At 70.1% G+C, this 18,389-nt stretch carries 15 protein-coding genes; 9 read left to right on the top strand and 6 right to left on the bottom strand.

Going from position 1 to position 18,389, the window contains the following annotated elements; translation table 11 throughout:
- Nucleotides 1-121 precede the first annotated feature (121 nt).
- Entirely contained in the window at nt 122-1,198 is a 1,077-nt protein-coding gene (gene rlmN / locus MLE64_RS07950; RefSeq protein ID WP_243317245.1) for a 23S rRNA (adenine(2503)-C(2))-methyltransferase RlmN, read from the top strand.
- 9 nt (nt 1,199-1,207) lie between these two features.
- Here the strand turns inward: rlmN and MLE64_RS07945 are convergent, their stop codons facing one another.
- Complete coding sequence (locus tag MLE64_RS07945; RefSeq protein WP_243317244.1) at nt 1,208-1,756, bottom strand: metal-dependent hydrolase; 549 nt, start codon at nt 1,754-1,756, stop codon at nt 1,208-1,210.
- A gap of 149 nt (nt 1,757-1,905) precedes the next feature.
- Entirely contained in the window at nt 1,906-3,036 is a 1,131-nt protein-coding gene (locus tag MLE64_RS07940; protein ID WP_243317243.1) for a hypothetical protein, read from the bottom strand.
- Nucleotides 3,037-3,178: 142 nt separating this feature from the next.
- Here MLE64_RS07940 and dut point away from each other — a divergent pair, with 142 nt between their 5' ends.
- A complete protein-coding gene (dut, locus tag MLE64_RS07935) occupies nt 3,179-3,634 on the top strand; it encodes a dUTP diphosphatase (protein WP_243317242.1) in 456 nt (151 codons plus the stop codon).
- A 53-nt stretch (nt 3,635-3,687) separates the two neighbouring features.
- Here the strand turns inward: dut and MLE64_RS07930 are convergent, their stop codons facing one another.
- A complete protein-coding gene (locus MLE64_RS07930; RefSeq protein WP_243317241.1) occupies nt 3,688-5,631 on the bottom strand; it encodes a sensor domain-containing diguanylate cyclase in 1,944 nt (647 codons plus the stop codon).
- A gap of 131 nt (nt 5,632-5,762) precedes the next feature.
- On the opposite strand from MLE64_RS07930, the gene MLE64_RS07925 reads away from it, so the two are divergent.
- From MLE64_RS07925 to MLE64_RS07900, 6 genes are all read left to right on the top strand, one after another.
- Nucleotides 5,763-6,527 (top strand): dienelactone hydrolase family protein, encoded by a 765-nt coding sequence (locus tag MLE64_RS07925; RefSeq protein ID WP_243317240.1) that lies wholly within the window; start codon nt 5,763-5,765, stop codon nt 6,525-6,527.
- A 78-nt stretch (nt 6,528-6,605) separates the two neighbouring features.
- Nucleotides 6,606-7,433: a helix-turn-helix domain-containing protein gene (locus tag MLE64_RS07920; RefSeq protein WP_243317239.1), complete on the top strand. Its 828-nt coding sequence runs from the start codon at nt 6,606-6,608 to the stop codon at nt 7,431-7,433.
- Between the two features lie 165 nt (nt 7,434-7,598).
- The gene (locus MLE64_RS07915; RefSeq protein ID WP_243317238.1) at nt 7,599-8,852 is read left to right on the top strand and encodes a porin; all 1,254 of its coding nucleotides are present in this window, start codon (nt 7,599-7,601) and stop codon (nt 8,850-8,852) included.
- Nucleotides 8,853-8,946: 94 nt separating this feature from the next.
- Entirely contained in the window at nt 8,947-9,114 is a 168-nt protein-coding gene (locus MLE64_RS07910; RefSeq protein ID WP_243317237.1) for a Sec-independent protein translocase subunit TatA/TatB, read from the top strand.
- 47 nt (nt 9,115-9,161) lie between these two features.
- A complete protein-coding gene (locus MLE64_RS07905; RefSeq protein WP_243317236.1) occupies nt 9,162-10,847 on the top strand; it encodes an FAD-dependent oxidoreductase in 1,686 nt (561 codons plus the stop codon).
- Between the two features lie 29 nt (nt 10,848-10,876).
- Nucleotides 10,877-11,230: a cytochrome c3 family protein gene (locus tag MLE64_RS07900; protein WP_243317235.1), complete on the top strand. Its 354-nt coding sequence runs from the start codon at nt 10,877-10,879 to the stop codon at nt 11,228-11,230.
- Nucleotides 11,231-11,245: 15 nt separating this feature from the next.
- On the opposite strand, the gene MLE64_RS07895 is transcribed toward MLE64_RS07900, so the two are convergent.
- Together MLE64_RS07895 and MLE64_RS07890 are read right to left on the bottom strand one after the other, a co-directional pair.
- Nucleotides 11,246-12,313, bottom strand: a complete 1,068-nt coding sequence (locus MLE64_RS07895) for an alpha/beta fold hydrolase (protein ID WP_243317234.1) — start codon at nt 12,311-12,313, stop codon at nt 11,246-11,248.
- A 1-nt stretch (nt 12,314) separates the two neighbouring features.
- On the bottom strand, nt 12,315-15,590 hold the full coding sequence (locus MLE64_RS07890; RefSeq protein ID WP_243317233.1) for a S41 family peptidase: 3,276 nt from the start codon (nt 15,588-15,590) through the stop codon (nt 12,315-12,317).
- 130 nt (nt 15,591-15,720) lie between these two features.
- Between MLE64_RS07890 and MLE64_RS07885 the strand changes: the two genes are divergently transcribed.
- Entirely contained in the window at nt 15,721-17,250 is a 1,530-nt protein-coding gene (locus MLE64_RS07885) for a M20/M25/M40 family metallo-hydrolase (RefSeq protein WP_243317232.1), read from the top strand.
- 100 nt (nt 17,251-17,350) lie between these two features.
- Here the strand turns inward: MLE64_RS07885 and rsmH are convergent, their stop codons facing one another.
- Complete coding sequence (gene rsmH, locus MLE64_RS07880) at nt 17,351-18,376, bottom strand: 16S rRNA (cytosine(1402)-N(4))-methyltransferase RsmH (protein ID WP_243317231.1); 1,026 nt, start codon at nt 18,374-18,376, stop codon at nt 17,351-17,353.
- Nucleotides 18,377-18,389 lie beyond the last annotated feature (13 nt).

Here is an 18,389-nt window from a genome sequence, read left to right as displayed (position 1 = left end):
CAAAGCGGACAAGGCATACATGGGATCGCTCCAGAGGGCATGCATTAGGGAGGAAGCCATCATCTTATGCCATCAACTCCCTCTGAATAACGAATTCCGACCTGGCCGGTACAATGGCTGAGTGTCCGATGCCTCCTTGATGCCCTGGGACCGCCCTGCCCCCGAGCGGGAGGGGCTGCCTTCGGCTTGGTCGCTGTTCCCGGAGGACCTGGCGGCGCTCGGCTGCCCCGGCAGCGCCCTGGAGACGTTCAAGCGCCTGCACCGGCCCTGGACCTGGAAGGATGGCGCGCCGGACCTGGGCTCGGGCATCCGCCGCTGGCTGGAGGGTGTGGCGGACCTGCGCCTGCCCTCGATCGTGGAACGCCAAGCCTCCGGCGACGGCTCCACGAAGCTGGCCCTGGAGCTGATCGACAGCAAGCGCATCGAGTCCGTCCACATGCCGCGCAAGGTGCGGAATCCCCGCGTGACCTACTGCATTTCCAGCCAGGTGGGCTGCGCCATGGGCTGCACCTTCTGCGCCACGGGCAGCATGGGCATCCTGCGCAACCTCCAGCCCGGCGAGATCCTGGGCCAGGTGCTGGCCCTCATGGCGGAGTTGGGGCCGGAGCGCGGGCATGAGCTGACGTTGGTGTTCATGGGCATGGGCGAGCCCCTGCACAACCTCGACCACCTGCACCGCGCCATCCGCCTCATGTGCCACCCGGCGGGCCTGGGCCTGGGGAAGAACCGCATCACCGTGAGCACCTCGGGCCTGGTGAGTGGCATCGAGAAACTATCGAAGCTGGAGCCCCGGCCCCTGCTGGCCCTCAGCCTCAACGCCACCACGGACGAGGCGCGCAGCCGCACCATGCCCGTGAACCGCGTGTGGAACCTGGCGCGACTGCGGCAGGCCCTGGACGACTGGGGCCCCAAGCGCGGCGAGAAGTTCTGCTTCGAGTACGTGCTCATCGCCGGCGAGAACGACACCGAGGTCGATGCCCAGCGTCTGGCGGACTGGCTGGGCGACCTGCGCAGCGGCCACAACCTGAACCTCATCCCCATGAACGAGCACGCGGCCAGCGCCTTCCGCGAGCCCGGCGAAGACCGTGTTCAGCAGTTCGCCGAGTGGCTGAAGGCCCGCGGCTGCTTCGTCACCGTCCGCCGCAGCCGGGGCCGGGATGTGCAGGGCGCCTGCGGGCAGCTGGTGAAAGGCCGCTGAATCGCCGGATCAGGGCGTTTCCTCGGACCGCCTGCGCAGCCGGAGCCACTGGAGGGCCCGGGGCACGCTGAGCACCAGCAGGGCCGGGATGCCGATCCACACCACTTCGGTGCCCAGGGAGAACAGCAGCCAGTCGAGCAGCTTGCCGGAGAGGGGGATTGGCGACACGAAGAGGGGCTGCCAGACGCAAACGAACCGCGCGTCGGAGAAGGGCAGCAGGAAGGCCACGCCGGTTCCCCCGAAGGTGCAGGCGTCCAGCAGGCTGTGGGAGAGGGCGGCCGAGAGCATGCAGGCCCAGAGGCGGGGGCTCCGGAGCTGGGGCCGGAACCCGAGGAGCATGGCCGTCGTGGCCAGGAGCAGCAGGGCGAGGAGGGAGTGGCTCATGCCGCGGTGGGCAAGGCTGGTCCCATCCAGGCCGAGGAAGGCGGTGAACCAGTCCAGGTCCGGGGCCAGGGCGCAGGCCGTCGCGAAGGCCAGGACCCGGCGGGGGGGCCGTCCCTGGTGGAAGGCTGCGCTGATGGTGAGGCCGGCCAGGGCGTGGCCGAAGACGGAGGACATGGGGGGATCCGGAAGGTGGAGAGCGGGCTGGAGTCCGTTCGGAAGGCGCCTGGCCGGATCCGCATCGGGTGCCTGTCCGCGGCAGGAAGCGCGGATCTCCAGGGTATCCGCCTTGGACCGGCTCATCCACGGCCCCATCCACGGATCGGTCAGTCCTCGACGGCGAACACCACTTTGTCGTTCTTGAAGCGGGGCAGGGCGAGGAGTTCCACGGTGGCCGCCTGCCCGTCGGCGCTGAGGGTCAGGCGGTAGTGCTCGCCCGCGGTGTAGGAGCCGGGGACGACGATCACCTTGCCGATGCGCGCCAGGCCCAGCTCCTGGGCCCGGATGACGAGGGTGGTGCCGGTGCGGAGGTCCAGGTGGCGGGTGAAGGCCGCATCCCGCCAGGTCGGGCCCGAGTGGTCCAGGCCGAACAGGGGAATCTCGATGATCCCTTCCTTCTCCAGCGCTGCCCGGACCCCGACCAGGTAGTGCAGCGAATTCAGCCGGGCCAGCTGGTCGGCGTTCTCCCACTGGAGCCGGGCCTGGCCTTCGAGGAAGCCGAGCTGCTCCGCCTGGAGGGTGGAGATCTCGCGCTCGATCTCGCGTTTCTGGCGCTCCAGCACGCCGAGCTGCTTCTGGAGCCGGCGGCTGGTGGCCACCGCCGCGTCGCGCTGGCCGGGCAGGGGATCAGGCTCCCGGCGGTCCAGCTCCCGGGGCGAGACCGCGGCCCCGCCCTGGGACACCCAGGTGCCGTACTCGCCATGGACGTAGAAGTGATAGACCTCGAAGCCCGGGGCCATGCGCTCCGGCAGGGGCACGTGGCTGAGCGCCTTCCGGGCGGCCTCCTCCGAGAGGCCACGGCCCTGGAGGAAGCGCAGGGCCAGGCCGTAGTGGCTGTCGTTCGCCTGCGCGATCTCCGGCGGAGGCAGCGCCGCCTTGAGGTCCATGACCCGATCGCTCAGCGTCCGGAGCTCCGTCTCCTTGTCCAGGACCTCCTGGAGGAGGCCTCGCCGGGAGCTGTCCTTCTCAATTCGGAGCCGCGCCTCCAGGGCTCGCTTCTGCGCCGGCGTCAGCAGCATGGGGCTGGCATCCAGGCGGAGATCCCGGACCCCAACCAGGGCCAGCCTCTTGAACTGCGCGCTCCAGGCCTGCCGGAGCTGCTGGGAGGCCTCGTCCGCCTGGGCCGCCTGCTCGGTCAGGGCGCGGATCTGCGGATCCTCGCGCTGGCAGGTGACAAAGGTGGCCGAGGCGGCCAGCAACAGGGAGGGCATCCACCAGCGGCGGCCCGTGCGGCCCATGACCCTCCCGAAAACACGGCGCGGGACATCCGGGCCAAAGATCAAGTTTATCAAGCTGCGGGCCCGGACCAAGGAAGGGGATCGTTACCTGGGGCGGAACCCGGGATTGCGTCCCGGCCTTTCCCCCTGGGACCCTGGTTCCATGCGCATCCCGGTCCACCAGCTCCCCCATGGCCACGGCCTCGACCTGCCCGCCGCCGCCACGGCGCACGCCGCGGGCATGGACCTGCGGGCGGCGATCCCCGAGGGCGAGGCCTGGACGATCGCGCCGGGCCAGCGGCGGCTGGTGCCCACGGGCCTGGTGCTGGCCATCCCCCAGGGCTTCGAGGGCCAGGTGCGGCCCCGCTCGGGGCTGGCCCTGCGCCATGGCCTCACGGTGCTGAACGCGCCCGGCACCATCGACGCCGACTACCGGGGCGAGGTGCAGGTGCTGCTCATCAACCACGGCGACGCCCCCTTCGAGCTGCGCCGCGGCGAGCGCGTGGCCCAGCTCCTGGTGGCCCCGGTGGAGAGCTGGACCTGGCTCCCCGAGCCCAGCGTCGAGGCCCTGGGCGACACCGGGCGCGGCGACGGGGGCTACGGCAGCACGGGGCGCTAGGAGTTCCTAACAAAACCCCGACGGGGCTGCGCGTGGGGGTCTTGTCAGGCACTCTAAGCCGCCGGATTCGACACCACCCGGTTCCGCCCGCCCTCCTTGGCGCGGTAGAGGGCGGCGTCGGCCCTGGCCAGGATGGCGTCCGGGGCGGCATCGCCTTGATCGAAGGTGGTCAGCCCGATGCTCACGGTCAGGGCGATGGAATCCGTACCGGACTGCACCGGCGTGTGCGCCACCTGGCTCCGGAAGTGCTCGGCCAAGGCCATGGCGCCCGCCTGGTCCGTGCCCGGAAGCAGGATGCCGAACTCCTCCCCGCCCAGGCGGCCGAAGAGATCCAGCCGTCGCAGCCGCACCCGGGCCAGTTCCGCAAGGTGCTTGAGCGCGAGGTCTCCCGTGGCGTGGCCATGGGCGTCGTTCACCTGCTTGAAGTGGTCGAGGTCCAGCAGCAGGAAGGCCGCGGGCTTGTGGAAGCGCTTGTGGCGGGCCAGCTCCAGGTCCATCTCCTGGAGGAAACGGCGGCGGTTGGCCACGCCCGTGAGGGGATCCGTGGTGGCCAGGCGCTGCAGCTCCGCCTCCATGGCTTTGCGCTGAGTGATGTCCTCCTTGACGGCGAGGTAGTGCGTCGTCCGGCCGCTGGCATCCACCACGGGGGAGATGCGGGCCAGCTCCCAGTACTCCTCGCCGTTCTTCTTCCGGTTGACCAGCTCCCCTTCCCACGGGAGGCCCTGGTTGAGGGCGGCCCACATGTCCTCGAAGGTCTTCCGGGGGGTGTGGCCGGACTTGAGGATGCGGGGGTTCTGGCCGATCGCTTCCGCTGGCGTGTAGCCCGTGGACCGGGTGAAGCCGGCATTGACGAACTGGATGTCCGCGTGGGCGTCGGTGATGACGATGGAGGCGACGCTCTGCTCGACCGCGGCGGAGAGGAGCCGCTGGGACTCCGCCAGCTTTTCGCGCTCAGTGACATCCTGGCCGAGGGCCAGCAGGCCGATGATGGCTCCGTCGGCGTCCCTCAAGGGCTTGTCGTGCCACTCCACCAGGATCTTCCGCCCATCCCGCGCCAGGATCCCGCTGGTGTTCGCCGTGCTCCTCCCTCCGGCCACCGCCTCCTGGAAGCGCGCCCGCGCCTCGTTCCGCTCTGCCTCCAGCGGGAAGATGGCGAACCAGTCCGCGTTCTGGAGCTCCGACTGGGCGTAGCCGGAGAGTTCCTCTGCGAAGCGGTTGAAGCGGAGGATCCGACCCTCCGCGTCGAGGACGATGACGATGGCCTGGGCCGTGTCGATCAGCCCTTCCGCGAAGTCGCGTTCCCGGCGCATCGCTTCTTCCAGCTCCTTCCGCTGGGCGAGGGCCTGCTCCGTCGCGGCATGGGCCCGCTCGAGGGTCTCGGCGACGCGCCCCTGCTGCAGGCCCAGCCGGATCGAGACGCCGAGCATCTCGTGCAGGTGCCTGGTCCCCGCGAGGATGTAGCCCATGAGGAGGAGGCACATGAACCCGAAGGCCCACTGGAGGCCGGAGTGGGCCCGGAGCAGGATCGCCAACGTCATGGGCACGCCCGCCAGCGCCACGAAGACGCGGAGGGCGGCGGGGACGGCCACCAGGATGGGCACGGCGCCGGCCACCATGCCGGCCAGCACGAGTCCGGTGAACATCCGTGTCCCCTCGCTGCCGTACCAGATGAAGGGGATGGCGCCGAGGCCCCAGGCCGCGGAGACCAGGGCCGTGGCCAGCACGTACCGGCGACGCCAGGCCATGGCGTGGCCGGCGTCCGGATCCGCCGCGGCGAAGCGGCGGGCCAGCGCGTAGCGGATCGTCGCCGTCGTCGCGACGAGTCCCCACCAGGCCAGGGCCATCCTCGCCGGGGCGGCCTGGGTCGCGTTGACCCAGGCCAGCAGGGCGGCGTTGGCCAGGTGCGCGCCCCAGGTGAAGGGCGCGTTCTTGAACATCTGGGCTGTCATCCGACGCTGGGCTTCAGCCTCGACGTCGGGGTGGAGGAGGATCGACATGACGGGATTCCTGATGGGCCTGCTCGGGGATCGGGACCGCAGCGGCTCATCCTCCCTTATCGGCCCCGGGTCCCCCGCCCTGGAATTCTGGTTTGAACAGCTATAGGATCACCCTCCACCCCGGAGGTTCCATGCGATCTGCCGCCCTCGCCCTCTCCCTCGCCACCCTCCCGCTGCTCGCCGGCCAGCCGCTGACCTACGTCGACGGCGCCACGAAGCTCTCGGGCTACCTGGCGAAGCCCACTGCCTCCAAGGGAAAGGTGCCCGGCGTGGTGGTGATCCACCAGTGGATGGGCCTCACGGACCATGAGCGCAAGGTTTCCGACGACCTCGCGAAGCTTGGCTACGTGGCCCTGGCCGCGGACATCTACGGCGACGGAGTGCGCCCGGCGAACACCCCCGAGGCCGGGAAGCTGGCGGGCCAGTACAAGGGCGACCGGGCCCTCTACCGGCGCCGCATCGCCGCGGCCCTCGATGCGCTCAAGGCCCAGAAGGGCGTGGATGCGTCGCGCCTGGCCGTCATCGGCTTCTGCTTCGGCGGCACGGGGGCCCTGGAAGCGGCGCGCGCCGGCCTGCCCGTGAAGGGCGTGGTGTCCTTCCACGGCGGCCTGGACGTGCTCGCGGACTTCAAGCCCGGCCCCATCGCGGCCAAGGTGCTGGTGTGCCACGGCGCCGACGATCCCTTCGTGCCCGCCAAGGACGTGGCGGCCTTCCAGGACGAGATGCGGGCCTCCAAGGCCGACTACGTGTTCGTGGCCTACGCCGGCGCGGTGCATGCCTTCACGCAGAAGGAGGCCGGCAACGACAACTCGAAGGGCGCCGCCTACAACGAGGCTGCCCACCGCCGGAGCTGGCAGCACATGAAGGACTTCTTCAAGGAAATCTTCGGCAAGTAGCTCCTGGGACCTTGATCAAGATAACCCTGTGGTCAACAATGGTCCGCCTCGGGACCTTTCGAGCCACAGGGTTGTCCCATGAAGTCGCTGTTCACGGTCTGGCCCCTCGACGAACGGAGCAACCTCAACTGGCTCATGGGCCAGCCGGTGCCGCACAGCCATCCCTTCCACCAGGTGTTCTTCCTGACGAAGGGCACGGGCAGCCACTGGGTGGATGGCATCGAGACGCGCCTGGAGGCGCCCTGGGTCATGCTCATCGCTAAGGGGAAGAAGCACCTCTTCCTGCCGGACGTGCCCACGGAGGGCTGGATGTTCGACTTCGGCGAGGACTTCCTGGACGACGACGCCTCCTGGGTCTTCTCGGACTTCCTCGCGGCGCCGAACCTGCCCCTGCACGATGACGCGCTGGTGCGCCAGGCGTCGGCCCTGGCCCGGCTCCTCTGGGACCTGGGCCAGGTGGCGCGGGAGGAGGCGCGGCCGGCCATCCGGCACCTGCTGGCGGCCTTCCTGCACCTCTTCCAGGCCCGCATCCGGGAGCAGGCGGCCCGGGCCCAGGTCCAGAGCGGCGCCGACTTCAAGCTCTTCCAGGCCTTCCTCCACCAGCTGGACAAGAGCTTCCAGGAGGAGAAGGAGGTGGAGTTCTACGCACGAAAGCTCCGCTGCACCTCGCGCCGCCTGGGCGCCGCCTGCAAGGCCGTGCTGGGCAAGACGCCGCAGACCCTGATCATCGAGCGCGTGATGCTGGAGGCCAAGCGGCTGCTCCTGCACACCGACATGAGCGTGCAGCAGATCGCGTCCCTGCTGGGCTGCGAAGAGCACTCGAACTTCACCAAGGCCTTCCGCAAGGCCACGGGCGAGACGCCTTCGGCCTTCCGCCGCACCCGGCAGCTGGAGAGCGCGACCTGAAGGCGGGTCCAGGACGGGATTCACCAGAAATTGTCCGTTCCGTACCAGGCCGGACGGACGCGGGAGGTCTAAGCTTGCCTTGCCTCGGGAATTGAAAACCTAGAGGTCAACATAAGCTTTCAAACGTTGAAATGTTGCGACTAGGCAACACAGAGGAGGTCTGTCTTGAAGCTCCGAACCCTCACCGCCACCCTGGCCTGCGCCTGGCCCGCGCTCCTCGCCGCCCAGGCGAGCGAGACGCAGATCTACGGCACCTTCCTGCCCTTCCTGGACCACATCAAGACCAGTGGCGCCACGGCGCCGGGCCTGTCCCCCACCACGGGCGGGGCCACGCAGGTGGCCGCCTCCGCCTATACCGGCGACGCGGGCAACCTGGCCGCCCGGAACCGCATGACCTCGGGCACGTCGAACCTGGGGTTCCGCGGGAGCTTCAAGGTCAGCGACGACCTGAAGATCATCTGGCAGATCGAGAGCGCTGTGAGCCCCGACGGCGACGCGCCCAACTCCCTCACCAGCCGCAACAGCTGCCTGGGCCTGGAAGGTCCCTGGGGCCGCGTGTTCTACGGCAACTGGGACACGCCCTACAAGTACCCGATCCTCTTCGTGGGCGCCCTGCGCGGCCTGAACCCCTTCGACAACGCGCTCACCGCGAACCCCGGCTTCAACGTGCCCGGTACCACCACCCAGAACGGCCGCGTCAACGGCAAGGCCGACGCCGCTTTCAACCGGCGGCAGGGCAACAGCATCCAGTACTGGAGCCCCGAGGTGAACGGCTTCTCGGGCCGCGTGGCCTACTCGGTGAACGAGGGCAAGACCACCGCCTCCGCCACCGTGCCCTCCATCAGCCCCGAGTTGTATTCCGCCCTGCTGTCCTACAAGCGCGGCGCCTTCACCCTCAGCTACGGCTACGAACAGCACAAGGACTACTTCGGCCTGGCCCAGCTGGGCGGCTCCGCGGGCGCGACGCCCACGAACGCCTCGTCCAGGGACGTGGCCCACGAGCTGGTGGGCAGCTACGCCTTCCCCACGGGCACCAAGGTCTCCGCCATCGTGGAGCGCCTGACCTACGACACGGACGACACCGTTGACGGGAAGGCCAACCACTACGAACGCGACGCCTGGTACGTCCTGGTCCAGCAGCGCTGGGCGAAGCACCAGCTCTTCGGCGCCTACGGCAAGGCGGCCGCCGGCAGCGTCACCGTGGTGGGCGGCGGCCCCGCCACCACCAACGGGCTGGGCGGCGCGCAGTGGAGCGCGGGCTACAGCTACAGCCTCGCCAAGTCCGCGGACCTCTACGCCTCGGTCTATGGCATGACCAATGAGCGGTCCGCGAGCTACGCGCTGTTCCCGCCCGTGGGCACCGTGGCCCCGGGTGCCTCCACCACGGGCTTCGGCCTGGGCATCCTCTACACCTTCTGACCCTGGGGGGAACGGGCGGGATGGGCCCCTGGAAACGGCCCGGCCCCTCCCGCCCGGCATTCCCGCGGGGCCGCTTCCATCCGAGGAGCAAGCCATGGGCAACCTGGGCCTGACCGAGATCCTGACGATCGGCGGCGCGCTGCTGATCTTCTTCGGGCCGTCGCGCCTGCCCAGCCTGGGCAAGTCGCTGGGCCAGAGCATCCACGAATTCAAGAAGGCCGGGCGGGCCCTGACCGCCGAGGCCACGGACCGCGCCGAGTGAACTGAGGGCGCGGCGATCCCCGCATCCGAGTGACAAGGAGACGACACATGAGCGATGAACCGAGAGAGGAAGGGCAGGGGCCGGACGCCTACACCCGCCAGGTGCTGGAGCAGGGCCTGTCGCGCCGGAGCTTCCTGGGCCGGGCGGCGGGCGGCGCTGCCGCCGTGGGGCTCTTCGGCATGGGGGCTTCCCCGGCCTTGGCCGCGGCCGTCAAGGAGCCCAAGGCGGATGCCTTCGCCACCAGCACGGACGGCGGCGCCACGCTGACCTTCCTGCCCAAGCCGAAGCCCATCCGCGACCGCGAGATCTCTGAGACCCTGACCTTCGACGTGGTGGTGGTGGGCGCCGGCGCCTCGGGCGTGCCCGCGGCCCTGTCCGCCGCGGAGCACGGCGCCAAGGTGGCCGTGGTGCAGAAGGCGCCCTTCGCCCTGTCCCAGGGCAACACGGGTTCCGGCATCGACCTGGCCGCCAGCGAGAAGGCCGGCGTGGAGGCCCTGGTGGCGCGCCTCATCGCCGACAGCAACCACCGCTGCAATCCCAAGCTGATCCGCCAGTGGGCCTACCACTCCGGCGAGGCCGTGCGCTGGGTCATCGACCGCGCGAAGCAGGGCGGCGCGACGGTGGTGGACCAGGGCAGCCCGGCCCAGCGCGCCATCCTCAAGGTGAACGGCTACGGCATGGGCTACGTCACCTCCTTCTTCGGCCCGAAGCCCTACACCACCGGCGACGGCATGCGGGCCCTGGCCAAGACGGCCGAGAAGGCAGGCGTGAAGTTCTTCTTCCAGATGCCCGCCATGCAGCTGGTGCAGGGCCGCTCGGGCGAGGTGCAGGGCGTCATCGCCCGGGGCCACGACGGCAAGTACCGCAAGTTCCTGGCGAAGAAGGGCGTCATCCTCGCCACCGGCGACTACCAGAACAACAGGGCCATGTCGGACTACTTCATCCCCGACGTGAAGCACCTGGAGCGCAAGCAGCTGGACAGGACCGGGGACGGCTTCGCGCTGGCTTACTGGGCGGGCGGTGTCTTCGAGCCCATCGGGCACACCAAGATGCTCCACGACTTCGACGCGGGGCCGGCCTCCATGTGCGACATGCCCTTCCTGGCCGTGGACCGCAAGGGCCGCCGCTTCGTCAACGAGACGGTGGAGATGTCCCTGCTGAACAACTACCTGAAGGACGCGGAGAACGCCGGGCACTATTCGCAGGTCTTCGACGCCGACTACATGACCCAGGCGGCCACCTGGCCGGGCAGGCTGGTGCCGCCCGAGGGGCTGAAGAACTACATGCCCGACGAGCCCGGCCCCAAGAAGGGGGTGTTCGAGTCCCAGGTCAACACCCACAAGGCCGGCACCCTGGAGGAGTTGGCCCGCAAGCTCGAGGTGGACCCCGCCACCCTGGTGGCCACGGTGAGGCGGTACAACGAGGTGGTGGCCTCCGGCAAGGACAGCGACTTCGGCAAGCCCGCGAGCTTCCTCGCGCCCATCCTGAAGGCCCCCTTCTACGGCATCCATCGCCGCGTGCGCGTGTCCGCCATCTGCTCCGGCATGCTGGTGGACGAGCACCACCAGGCCCTGGACGCCGACGGCAAGCCCATCAAGGGCCTCTTCCTCGTCGGCAACCTCGGCGGCGGTTTCTACGGCGGCGTGGACTACCCGCTCACGGTGTTCGGCCTCTCCCTGGGGCGCTGCTACACCTTCGGCTACCTGACGGGCCGCCACGTCGCGCGCCTTTGACCCCTGGACGACGCCCGAACGGAGACGACATGACCATCCTCACTCCCTCCCGGATCCTGGGATTCGGCCTCGCCGGCCTGCTGGCGGCCTCCCTGGGCGCCGCTCCCGCGGCGCGGACCTCGAAGCACGCGGCGCGCGGCGTCACCTGCGCCCAGTGCCACGGCAAGAGCGGCAAGCCCGCCGCCGTGCCCTTCCGCCAGTGCCAGGGCTGCCACGACCCGGCGGACCTGGCCGCCCGCACGGCTCAGGCGAAGCCCACGAACCCCCACGAGAACCGGCACTACGGTACCCAGACGGACTGCACCCGCTGTCACCACGAACACCAGGCCAGCGAGAACCTCTGTCTGCCCTGCCACACGCGGTTCACCTTCAAGGTGCCCTGAGCGGGATGGCGCGCCCTAGGGGCGTTCCGACCGCTTCAGCAGGTCCACCAGCAGATCCTTCCACAGCGCCGCCACCGTGTGGCTGCCGTGGCCCCGTGTCTCGGGGCTCAGCGGCAGCACCACGGCGCGGCCTTTGGGCACGCGCCGGATCTCGCGCTCCAGGATGCCCAACTCCGGTGGGTTGATGAGGTCGTCGGCGGAGTTCACGGCCAGGAGCGGCGCCTTGATCTTTTCCAGGCCTAGTCCCGGGTCGTAGTCCTTCGAGGCCTCCAGGGCGTAGAGCACGTCGTTGGCGTCGGCGGTTTTCGTGTAGCGCGCCACGAAGGCGTCCAGGGCCGCGTCGGTCTGGGCCAGGGTTGGCGTCTCCGCCTGCCGCAGCACAGGGTTGCTGCTCATGAACCACAGCATCTGGGCCGCGAGGCGCAGGGAGCCCGGCTGGATCTGGTAGTCGCCGCCCAGCCACTGCGGATCCTGGCGGATGGCGTCGATGGCCATGCGCCGCCAGGCGCGGTTGCGGCCCGCGATCTGCGTGGGCAGGCTGGCCAGGGGCATGAGGGCGTCCATGCTGTCCGGGTGGAGCTGGCCCCACAGCCAGGTGTGCATGCCGCCCATGGAGGTGCCCATGACGAGCCGCAGGTGCGTCACGCCCAGGGCCTCGGCCAGCAGGCGTCGCTGGGCCTCCACCATGTCCAGGTAGCCGTAGCGGGGGAAGCGGGCGTGGAGCCCGTCGCTGGGCTTGCTGGATTTCCCGTGGCCGATGCCGTCGGGCAGCACGATGAAATACCTCGCGGCATCCAGGGGCTGACCGGGGCCGAAGAGCTGGCCCGCGAAGGCGGGGCCCATGAACTGGGCCCCGCTTCCGGTGGTGCCGTGCAGGATGAGCACGGCGTTGCGGACCACGCCCGAGGCGTCCTTCCGCGGGGTGCCGTAGGTGCGGTAGTGGATGCGCAGCTCGGACAGCGTCTCGCCGGACTGGAACCGGAAGTCGTGGAGCCGGGCGTCGCCCTCCGTGGGCGCCTGGGCCGGGAGCAGGCTGGCGGCCAGGGTCGCCAGGAGCAGGAGGGCGGAACGGATCGGGCGCATGTCACCTTCCGGAGCGGTCAGGGTAGGCCGGCTTGCGGGTGGCGGAAGGCTGTTTCCTGATCGCCGCTTCCACTTCCTGGATGGCCCGGTCGAGCTGGGGATCCTTGCCCTGGGCCAGCAGCGCGGGATCGTCGATCACTTCGATGTCGGGATCCACGCCGTGGCCTTCGACGATCCACTGGCCCTCCTTGGAGTAGATGCCGAAGGTGGGCACGGTCACCGTGCCGCCGTCGATGAGGGCGGGGGACCCGCTGATGCCGATGAGGCCGCCCCAGGTGCGCCGGCCGATGAGGGGCCCGAGACCGGTCTGGCGGAAGTAGTGGGGGAAGAGGTCGCCGCCGGAGCCGCTCCAGCCGTTGATGAGCATGGCCATGGGACCGTTGTGGGCGATCTGGGGCCACTGCCAGTCCTTGCCGTCGCGGACGCCCCAGTAGTTCAGGGTCTTGCGGCCCAGCATCTCGATGAACCGGTCGGGGATCTGGCCCCCGCTGTTGAAGCGCTCGTCGATGATCAGGCCCTCCTTGTCCCACTGGCCGCGGAACTGGCGCACCAGGTCCGTCTGTCCGCCGAGGCCCGTGTCGGGCACGTAGACATAGCCGATGCGGCCGCCAGAGGCCTTCTCCACGTATTTCCGGTTGGCCTCGATCCAGGCCCAATAGCGCTGGGGGTAGTCGTTGGCCACGGTCGTCACCGCCACGTCGCGCGCGCCGTCCAGGGTGGGCTTGTCATTGACAGTGAGGAGCACGGTCTTGCCGGCCAGGCCCTGGAAGGCCGCCCAGGGGTCCACGCGGGGATCGAGGGGAATGCGGTTCACGGCCAGGAGGTAGTCGCCCTCCTTCACCTGGAGGCCGGGCTGGGCCAGGGGGCCGCGGACGCCGGCGTCCCAGTCCGCGCCGCGCAGGATGGTCTTGAGGCGGTAGGCGCCGTGCTCCAGGGCGAAGTCCGCGCCCAGGAGGCCGACGCCGAGCCGGGCCGGCATCTCCTGATCACCGCCGCCCCGGTAGGCGTGGGAGGCGTTCAGCTCGGAGATGAGCTCGCCGATGACGAAGTTCACGTCCTCGCGGGTGACGCAGTCCTGCAGCAGCTTGCCGTAGCGCGCCTTCTGGGCCTTCCAGTCCACGCCGTGCATGCCGGGGTCGTAGAACATGTCGCGCTCGAGGCGCCAGGCGTCGTTGAAGATCTGCTGCCACTCGGCGCGGGGGTCCACGGTCATCAGCAGCTCGCCGGTGGGCAGCTTCTTCTCGAACTTCTGGTCGGGCTTCAGGTCCAGGAGGGCGTACTCCTGCTTCCGGTTCACCAGCACCTTCTTGCCGTCTTCGCTGAGGAGGGCGCCGTCCACATCCGCCAGCACGGCCTTCTCCTCACGTTCCTCCAGGTCGTAGGTGTAGAGCGTGCCCGTGAAGGTCTCGGCCATGGGGTTGAGCTGGGCGGCGCGGCGGTAGACCAGCTTGCCCTTGGTGGCGGCCAGGTCCGTGTAGTAGCCGGCCACAGGAGGTAGCAGCACCATGCGGGACTCCAGGCCGTCGAAGTCGATCTCCACGGCCTTGGGGGCCTCGGGCTTGTCGGCGTCCTTCTTGGCGCCCCCGTTGCCGGCCTCCTTCTTCTCGTCTTTCGCCTTCTCATCCTTGGCCGCGTCCGCGTCGTTGCGGGGGGCCAGGGGCGAGGGCACGTCCTTGCGCAGGGGCAGGGCCGCCAGGCGGGTGGTGGCGGCATAGACCCAGGTGCCGTCCAGGTCGCTGTAGGTGGGCGCGAACTGCTGGCCGGTGCTGAGGAAGAGATACTTGCCCTCGGGGTCGAAGGCGGGGTCGGCGGCGTTGTAGAAGGGCGCCGTCACCTGGTGCCGCTGCCCGGTCTTCGTGTCGTAGATCGCGATCACGCTGTTGCGGTTGGGGGTGTCGAGTGGGAAGGAGACCCAGCGGCCGTCCGGGGACCAGCTGGCGCGGAAGGCCTCCAGGGGGCCATCGGAGAGGAAGAGGCCCTTGTCCATCGTCTGCACCTTGCCGGTGGCCAGGTCGCAGAGGTTGATGCGCATGGCCTGGTCCGCGAAGACCACCTGCTTGCCATCCGGCGACCAGGAGATGCGGTAGCGGAAACCGGGGCCCAGGTGCGTGACCTGGCGCTCCTGGCCGGAGCCGTCCGCGGGCCGCAGGTACAGCTCGTACTCGCCGCTTCGGTCACTGAAATAAGCCACCTGCTTGCCGTCCGGGGACAGGGCGGGGTAGCGTTCCGCCGCGCCGGGCGTGCGGGTGAGGTCCATCACGTAGCCCTTCTCGGCGGGCACGGAGAAGACCTCGCCCCGGGCCTCGAAGAGCACGCGCTTGCCCTGGGGCGAGAGGGTGGGGTTCTTCAGAAGGCGGCTGGCGTTCTCTTCCCGCGGCCTCAGGGTGGCCTGGTCGGTCACCACCTCCACTTTCACCTCGACCACCTTCTCGGAGGGCAGCTCGATGCGGTGGAGCCGGCCGCCGGCTTCGAGCACGATGTCCGAGGGGCCGATGGCGGGGAAGTGGGCGTCGTAGTCCTTGAAGAAGGTGATCTGTTTGAAGGCCTTCGTGGCGAGGTCGTAGGACCAGATGTTGGCGCGCTTCGCGCTGTCGCGGTCCGAGAGGAAGTAGAGCTTCCCGCCGTGCCACATGGGCTGGGAATCGTTGGAGCCGCCCTCGCTGGGTAGGCGCGTGGCCGTCTTCTTCTCCAGGTTGTAGAACCAGATCTCCGAGGCCATGCCGCCGCGGTAGCGCTTCCAGGTGCGGAAGTCCGTGCTGATGGGCTGGTAGGCCAGCACCTTCCCGTCCGGGGAGAGGGCGCCGAACTCGGCGTAGGGTAGGGGCAGCGCCTTCGGCAGGCCGCCCCCCTTGGCCACCGTGAAGAGCTTGTTGAAGCGATCCTTGCCCGATTCCATGCCCGAGGCGAAGAGGATGGACTGGCCGTCCGGCGTCCAGTCCACCATGCGGTCGGGCATGGGGTGGTGGGTGATCCGGGTGGGCACGCCGCCGGTGACGGGCAGGGTGTAGACATCCAGGTTGCCGTCGTAGTTGCCGCTGAAGGCCACCTCCCGGCCGTCCGGCGAGAAGCGGGCAAAGGATTCCTCGCCCTTGGGGGTGGACAGCCGCTGGGCCGTGCCGCCGGCCTTGGGGACGATCCACAGGTCGTTGGCGTAGGTGAAGACGATCTGCGTCGCCGACACGTCGGGGTAGCGCATCAGGCGGGCGTCGATCTGCGCCGAAGCGCTGACGGAAGCCGCCACGACGAGGGCGGTGGCGAAGAAGGGCAACAGGCGCATACGTCTCTCCGGGTTCCTGAGGGGTCCAGGCAGCTTACGCAGGAGGGGGCCGGAAGGTTGAGGGTGGATGGACAGTTGCCTTGGACAACACCGGCCCGTTCGGCACGCTAAGGTGGTCCCGGAGTCCGCCATGCGAACCGTCCTCTGCCTCGTCCTCGCCTGCTCGGGCCTGCTGGCCCAGCGCCCCCCGGTGGAGGAGGGCGCCCTGCGCGCCCACCTGGCCTTCCTGGCGGATGACGTGCTGGAGGGCAGGGGCACCGGTCAGCGCGGCGGAGAATTGGCCGTGCGGTACCTGGAGACCCAGCTCCAGGCGATGGGCCTCCAGCCCGCGAACGGATCCAGCTTCCGCCAGAGCGTGCGCCTTTCGGGTGTGCGGCTGGAGGAGGCTGCCAGCCGCCTCGCCTTCGAAGGCCCGAAGGGCCTGACCACGCCGATCCTCGGGACGGACTTAGTGATGGGCGCTGCCGGCGCCGAATCCACCTTGTCCGTGGACGCGCCCCTGGTCTTCGTGGGGCATGGCATCGGCGCCTCCGGCCGGGACGACTACAAGGGGCTGGATGTGCGCGGCAAGGTCCTGGTCATGCTCGTGGGCGACCGCCGGGGAGGCGCGCCGATGCCCCTCTGCTGCCAGCCGGAGAACGAGCAGGGGCGCTGGACCTACAAGTTCGAGGAGGCCCGCCGCCGGGGCGCCGCGGGCGCGCTGCTGGTGCACACGGACGCCTCCGCCGGCTACGGCTGGACCGTGGTCCGGAACAGCTGGAGCGGCGAGCGGTTCCAGCGGGAGGGCTCCGGCCAGGCCGGCGCGATGCAGGGCTGGATCACCGAGGCCTTCGCGGTCCGCCTCTTCGCGGCGGCGGGCCAGGATTTCCATGCCCTCGCGGCGGGCGCCGACGCACCGGGCTTCCGTCCCGCCCCGCTGCCCCTCCGTGCCAAGGGAGCGCTGCGCTCCGCCGTGCGTTCCCTGGAGCAGTGGAACGTGGCGGGAATCCTGCCGGGCACGGATCCCGCCCTCCGCGACGCGTGCGTGATCTACTCGGCCCACTGGGACCACTTCGGCAAGCGGCCGGACGGAGCCATCTACCCCGGCGCCGTGGACAACGCCACGGGCTGCGCGGCGGTCCTGGCCCTGGCCAAGGCGCTGGCGGCCCAGCCGCTCCCGCGCAGCGTGCTGTTCCTCTTCCCCTGCGCGGAGGAGCAGGGCCTGCTGGGCTCCTCCGCGTACGTGGCCGAGCCCCTGCGGCCGCTGGCGAAGACGCGCCTCGTCATCAACCTCGAGAGCCTGAACGTGGTGGGGCCCACCCGCGACATCGGCCTGCTGGGGTCGGACGACCCGGCCACCCGCGCCCTCTGCGCCCGGGCGGCCGCCGCCACGGGCCTCGTGATCACGCCGCCGAAGGCGGACCCCGCGGGCCTCTGCTTCCGCTCGGACCACTTCCCCTTCATGAAGGCGGGCGTGCCCGCCCTGTCACCGGGCTTCTCGCTGGACGGCGGCTGGGACTACCTGGGCGACAAGGCCGCGGCCCAGGCGAAGGCCTCGGACTTCCTGAACCACTACCACCGCCCTTCGGACCGCTACGACCCCGCCTGGAACCTGGCGGGCCTGATGCAGCAGGTGCGCTTCGCGCTGGAGCTGGGGCGCCTAGCGGGGGCCGAGCGCTGAGGGATCAGACGCGGTGGCCGGACTCTGCCCGGACATCGCGTGGGGGTCAAAGGGGGGACGCAGAGCGAGCTTCAGCGAGCGGGCAGTCCCCTCTTTCATGTCAGAGACCTCGCACGGCCCACCGCAGCTTGGCGCTGGTGGAGCGGGGATTGGCGCGGCGCTCCTCCGGTGAGGCGCGGAGGGGTTCAGGCGCGACCTCTGTGTAGAGGCCTTCCCGGAGGCCCAGCTGGAAGGCCTTCTTCACGCGGCGATCCTCGCCGGAGTGGAAGGTGAGGATCGCCACGCGACCGCCGGGGCGGAGGGCGCCGGGCAACTGGGCGAGGAAGCGGTCCAGCACACCGAACTCATCGTTCACGGCGATGCGCAGGGCCTGGAAGGTGCGCTGGAGGACCTTCTTGAGTTCGTCCTCGTCCTGGCCGGGCAGGGCTGCGTGCACGTGGTCCGCCAGCTCTCGTGTGGTGCGGATCCGCAGGCCTGCGATGGCGGGCGCGAGGATCTCTGCGTGGGGCTCATCGGCGTTCTCCGCCAGCAGCTCCGCCAGGGCGGGCGCGTCGAGGGTGGCCAGCAGGTCCGCGGCGGGCCGCCCCTTCTGGGGGTTGAGGCGCAGGTCCAGCGGGCCGTCGGCCTTCCAGGTGAAGCCCCGCGCCGGGTTGTCGATCTGCATGGAGGACACGCCCAGGTCCGCCAGCACCAGGTCGAAGGGTCCCAGCTCCGCGGCCACCTTGGCGAGGCCGGCGAAGTTGGTGCGGCGCACGATCAGCGCATCCTCGCCGAAGCCCAGGGCCCGCAGCCGGGCCTCCGTGCGGGGCAGCTCGAGAGGATCCACGTCCAGGCCCACGAGGCGCCCGCCGGGCTGAAGCCGCGTCAGGAGCTCCCGGGCGTGGCCGCCGTAGCCCAGGGTGGCGTCCAGGGCAACCTCACCCGGCTTGGGATCGAGGAACCGGAGGATCTCGTCCACCATGATTGACCGGTGGGTGCCCGCGGGCGTGTGTCCCCGGGCCGCCACCTTGGCCTGCTCCTCGGCGTAGCGCTCCGGGGCCAGCTCCTTGTACTTCTCCTCGAAGCGCCGGGGGTGGGTGCCCTTGTAGCGGGGGCGGCGCGGGGGTCGGGAGGGCTGGTCGGTCATGCCGCCATGGTAC

It is taken from the genome of Geothrix paludis, from assembly GCF_022808815.1.
In the GTDB taxonomy this organism is placed as follows: Bacteria; Acidobacteriota; Holophagae; order Holophagales; family Holophagaceae; genus Geothrix; species Geothrix paludis.
The sequence above is the reverse complement of the archived record's forward strand: the minus strand, read 5'-3'. Positions and strand labels throughout refer to the sequence as shown.

Excerpts from the sequence above, each read along its gene's own strand:
- MLE64_RS07925 (WP_243317240.1), top strand. The coding sequence starts at position 5,763 with ATGCGATCTGCCGCCCTCGCCCTCTCCCTCGCCACCCTCCCGCTGCTC.
- MLE64_RS07945 (WP_243317244.1), bottom strand. The coding sequence starts at position 1,756 with ATGTCCTCCGTCTTCGGCCACGCCCTGGCCGGCCTCACCATCAGCGCA.
- MLE64_RS07905 (WP_243317236.1), top strand. The coding sequence starts at position 9,162 with ATGAGCGATGAACCGAGAGAGGAAGGGCAGGGGCCGGACGCCTACACC.
- MLE64_RS07885 (WP_243317232.1), top strand. The coding sequence starts at position 15,721 with ATGCGAACCGTCCTCTGCCTCGTCCTCGCCTGCTCGGGCCTGCTGGCC.
- MLE64_RS07920 (WP_243317239.1), top strand. The coding sequence starts at position 6,606 with ATGAAGTCGCTGTTCACGGTCTGGCCCCTCGACGAACGGAGCAACCTC.
- dut (WP_243317242.1), top strand. The coding sequence starts at position 3,179 with ATGCGCATCCCGGTCCACCAGCTCCCCCATGGCCACGGCCTCGACCTG.
- MLE64_RS07895 (WP_243317234.1), bottom strand. The coding sequence starts at position 12,313 with ATGCGCCCGATCCGTTCCGCCCTCCTGCTCCTGGCGACCCTGGCCGCC.
- MLE64_RS07930 (WP_243317241.1), bottom strand. The coding sequence starts at position 5,631 with ATGTCGATCCTCCTCCACCCCGACGTCGAGGCTGAAGCCCAGCGTCGG.
- rsmH (WP_243317231.1), bottom strand. The coding sequence starts at position 18,376 with ATGACCGACCAGCCCTCCCGACCCCCGCGCCGCCCCCGCTACAAGGGC.
- MLE64_RS07910 (WP_243317237.1), top strand. The coding sequence starts at position 8,947 with ATGGGCAACCTGGGCCTGACCGAGATCCTGACGATCGGCGGCGCGCTG.
- MLE64_RS07900 (WP_243317235.1), top strand. The coding sequence starts at position 10,877 with ATGACCATCCTCACTCCCTCCCGGATCCTGGGATTCGGCCTCGCCGGC.
- MLE64_RS07940 (WP_243317243.1), bottom strand. The coding sequence starts at position 3,036 with ATGGGCCGCACGGGCCGCCGCTGGTGGATGCCCTCCCTGTTGCTGGCC.
- MLE64_RS07890 (WP_243317233.1), bottom strand. The coding sequence starts at position 15,590 with ATGCGCCTGTTGCCCTTCTTCGCCACCGCCCTCGTCGTGGCGGCTTCC.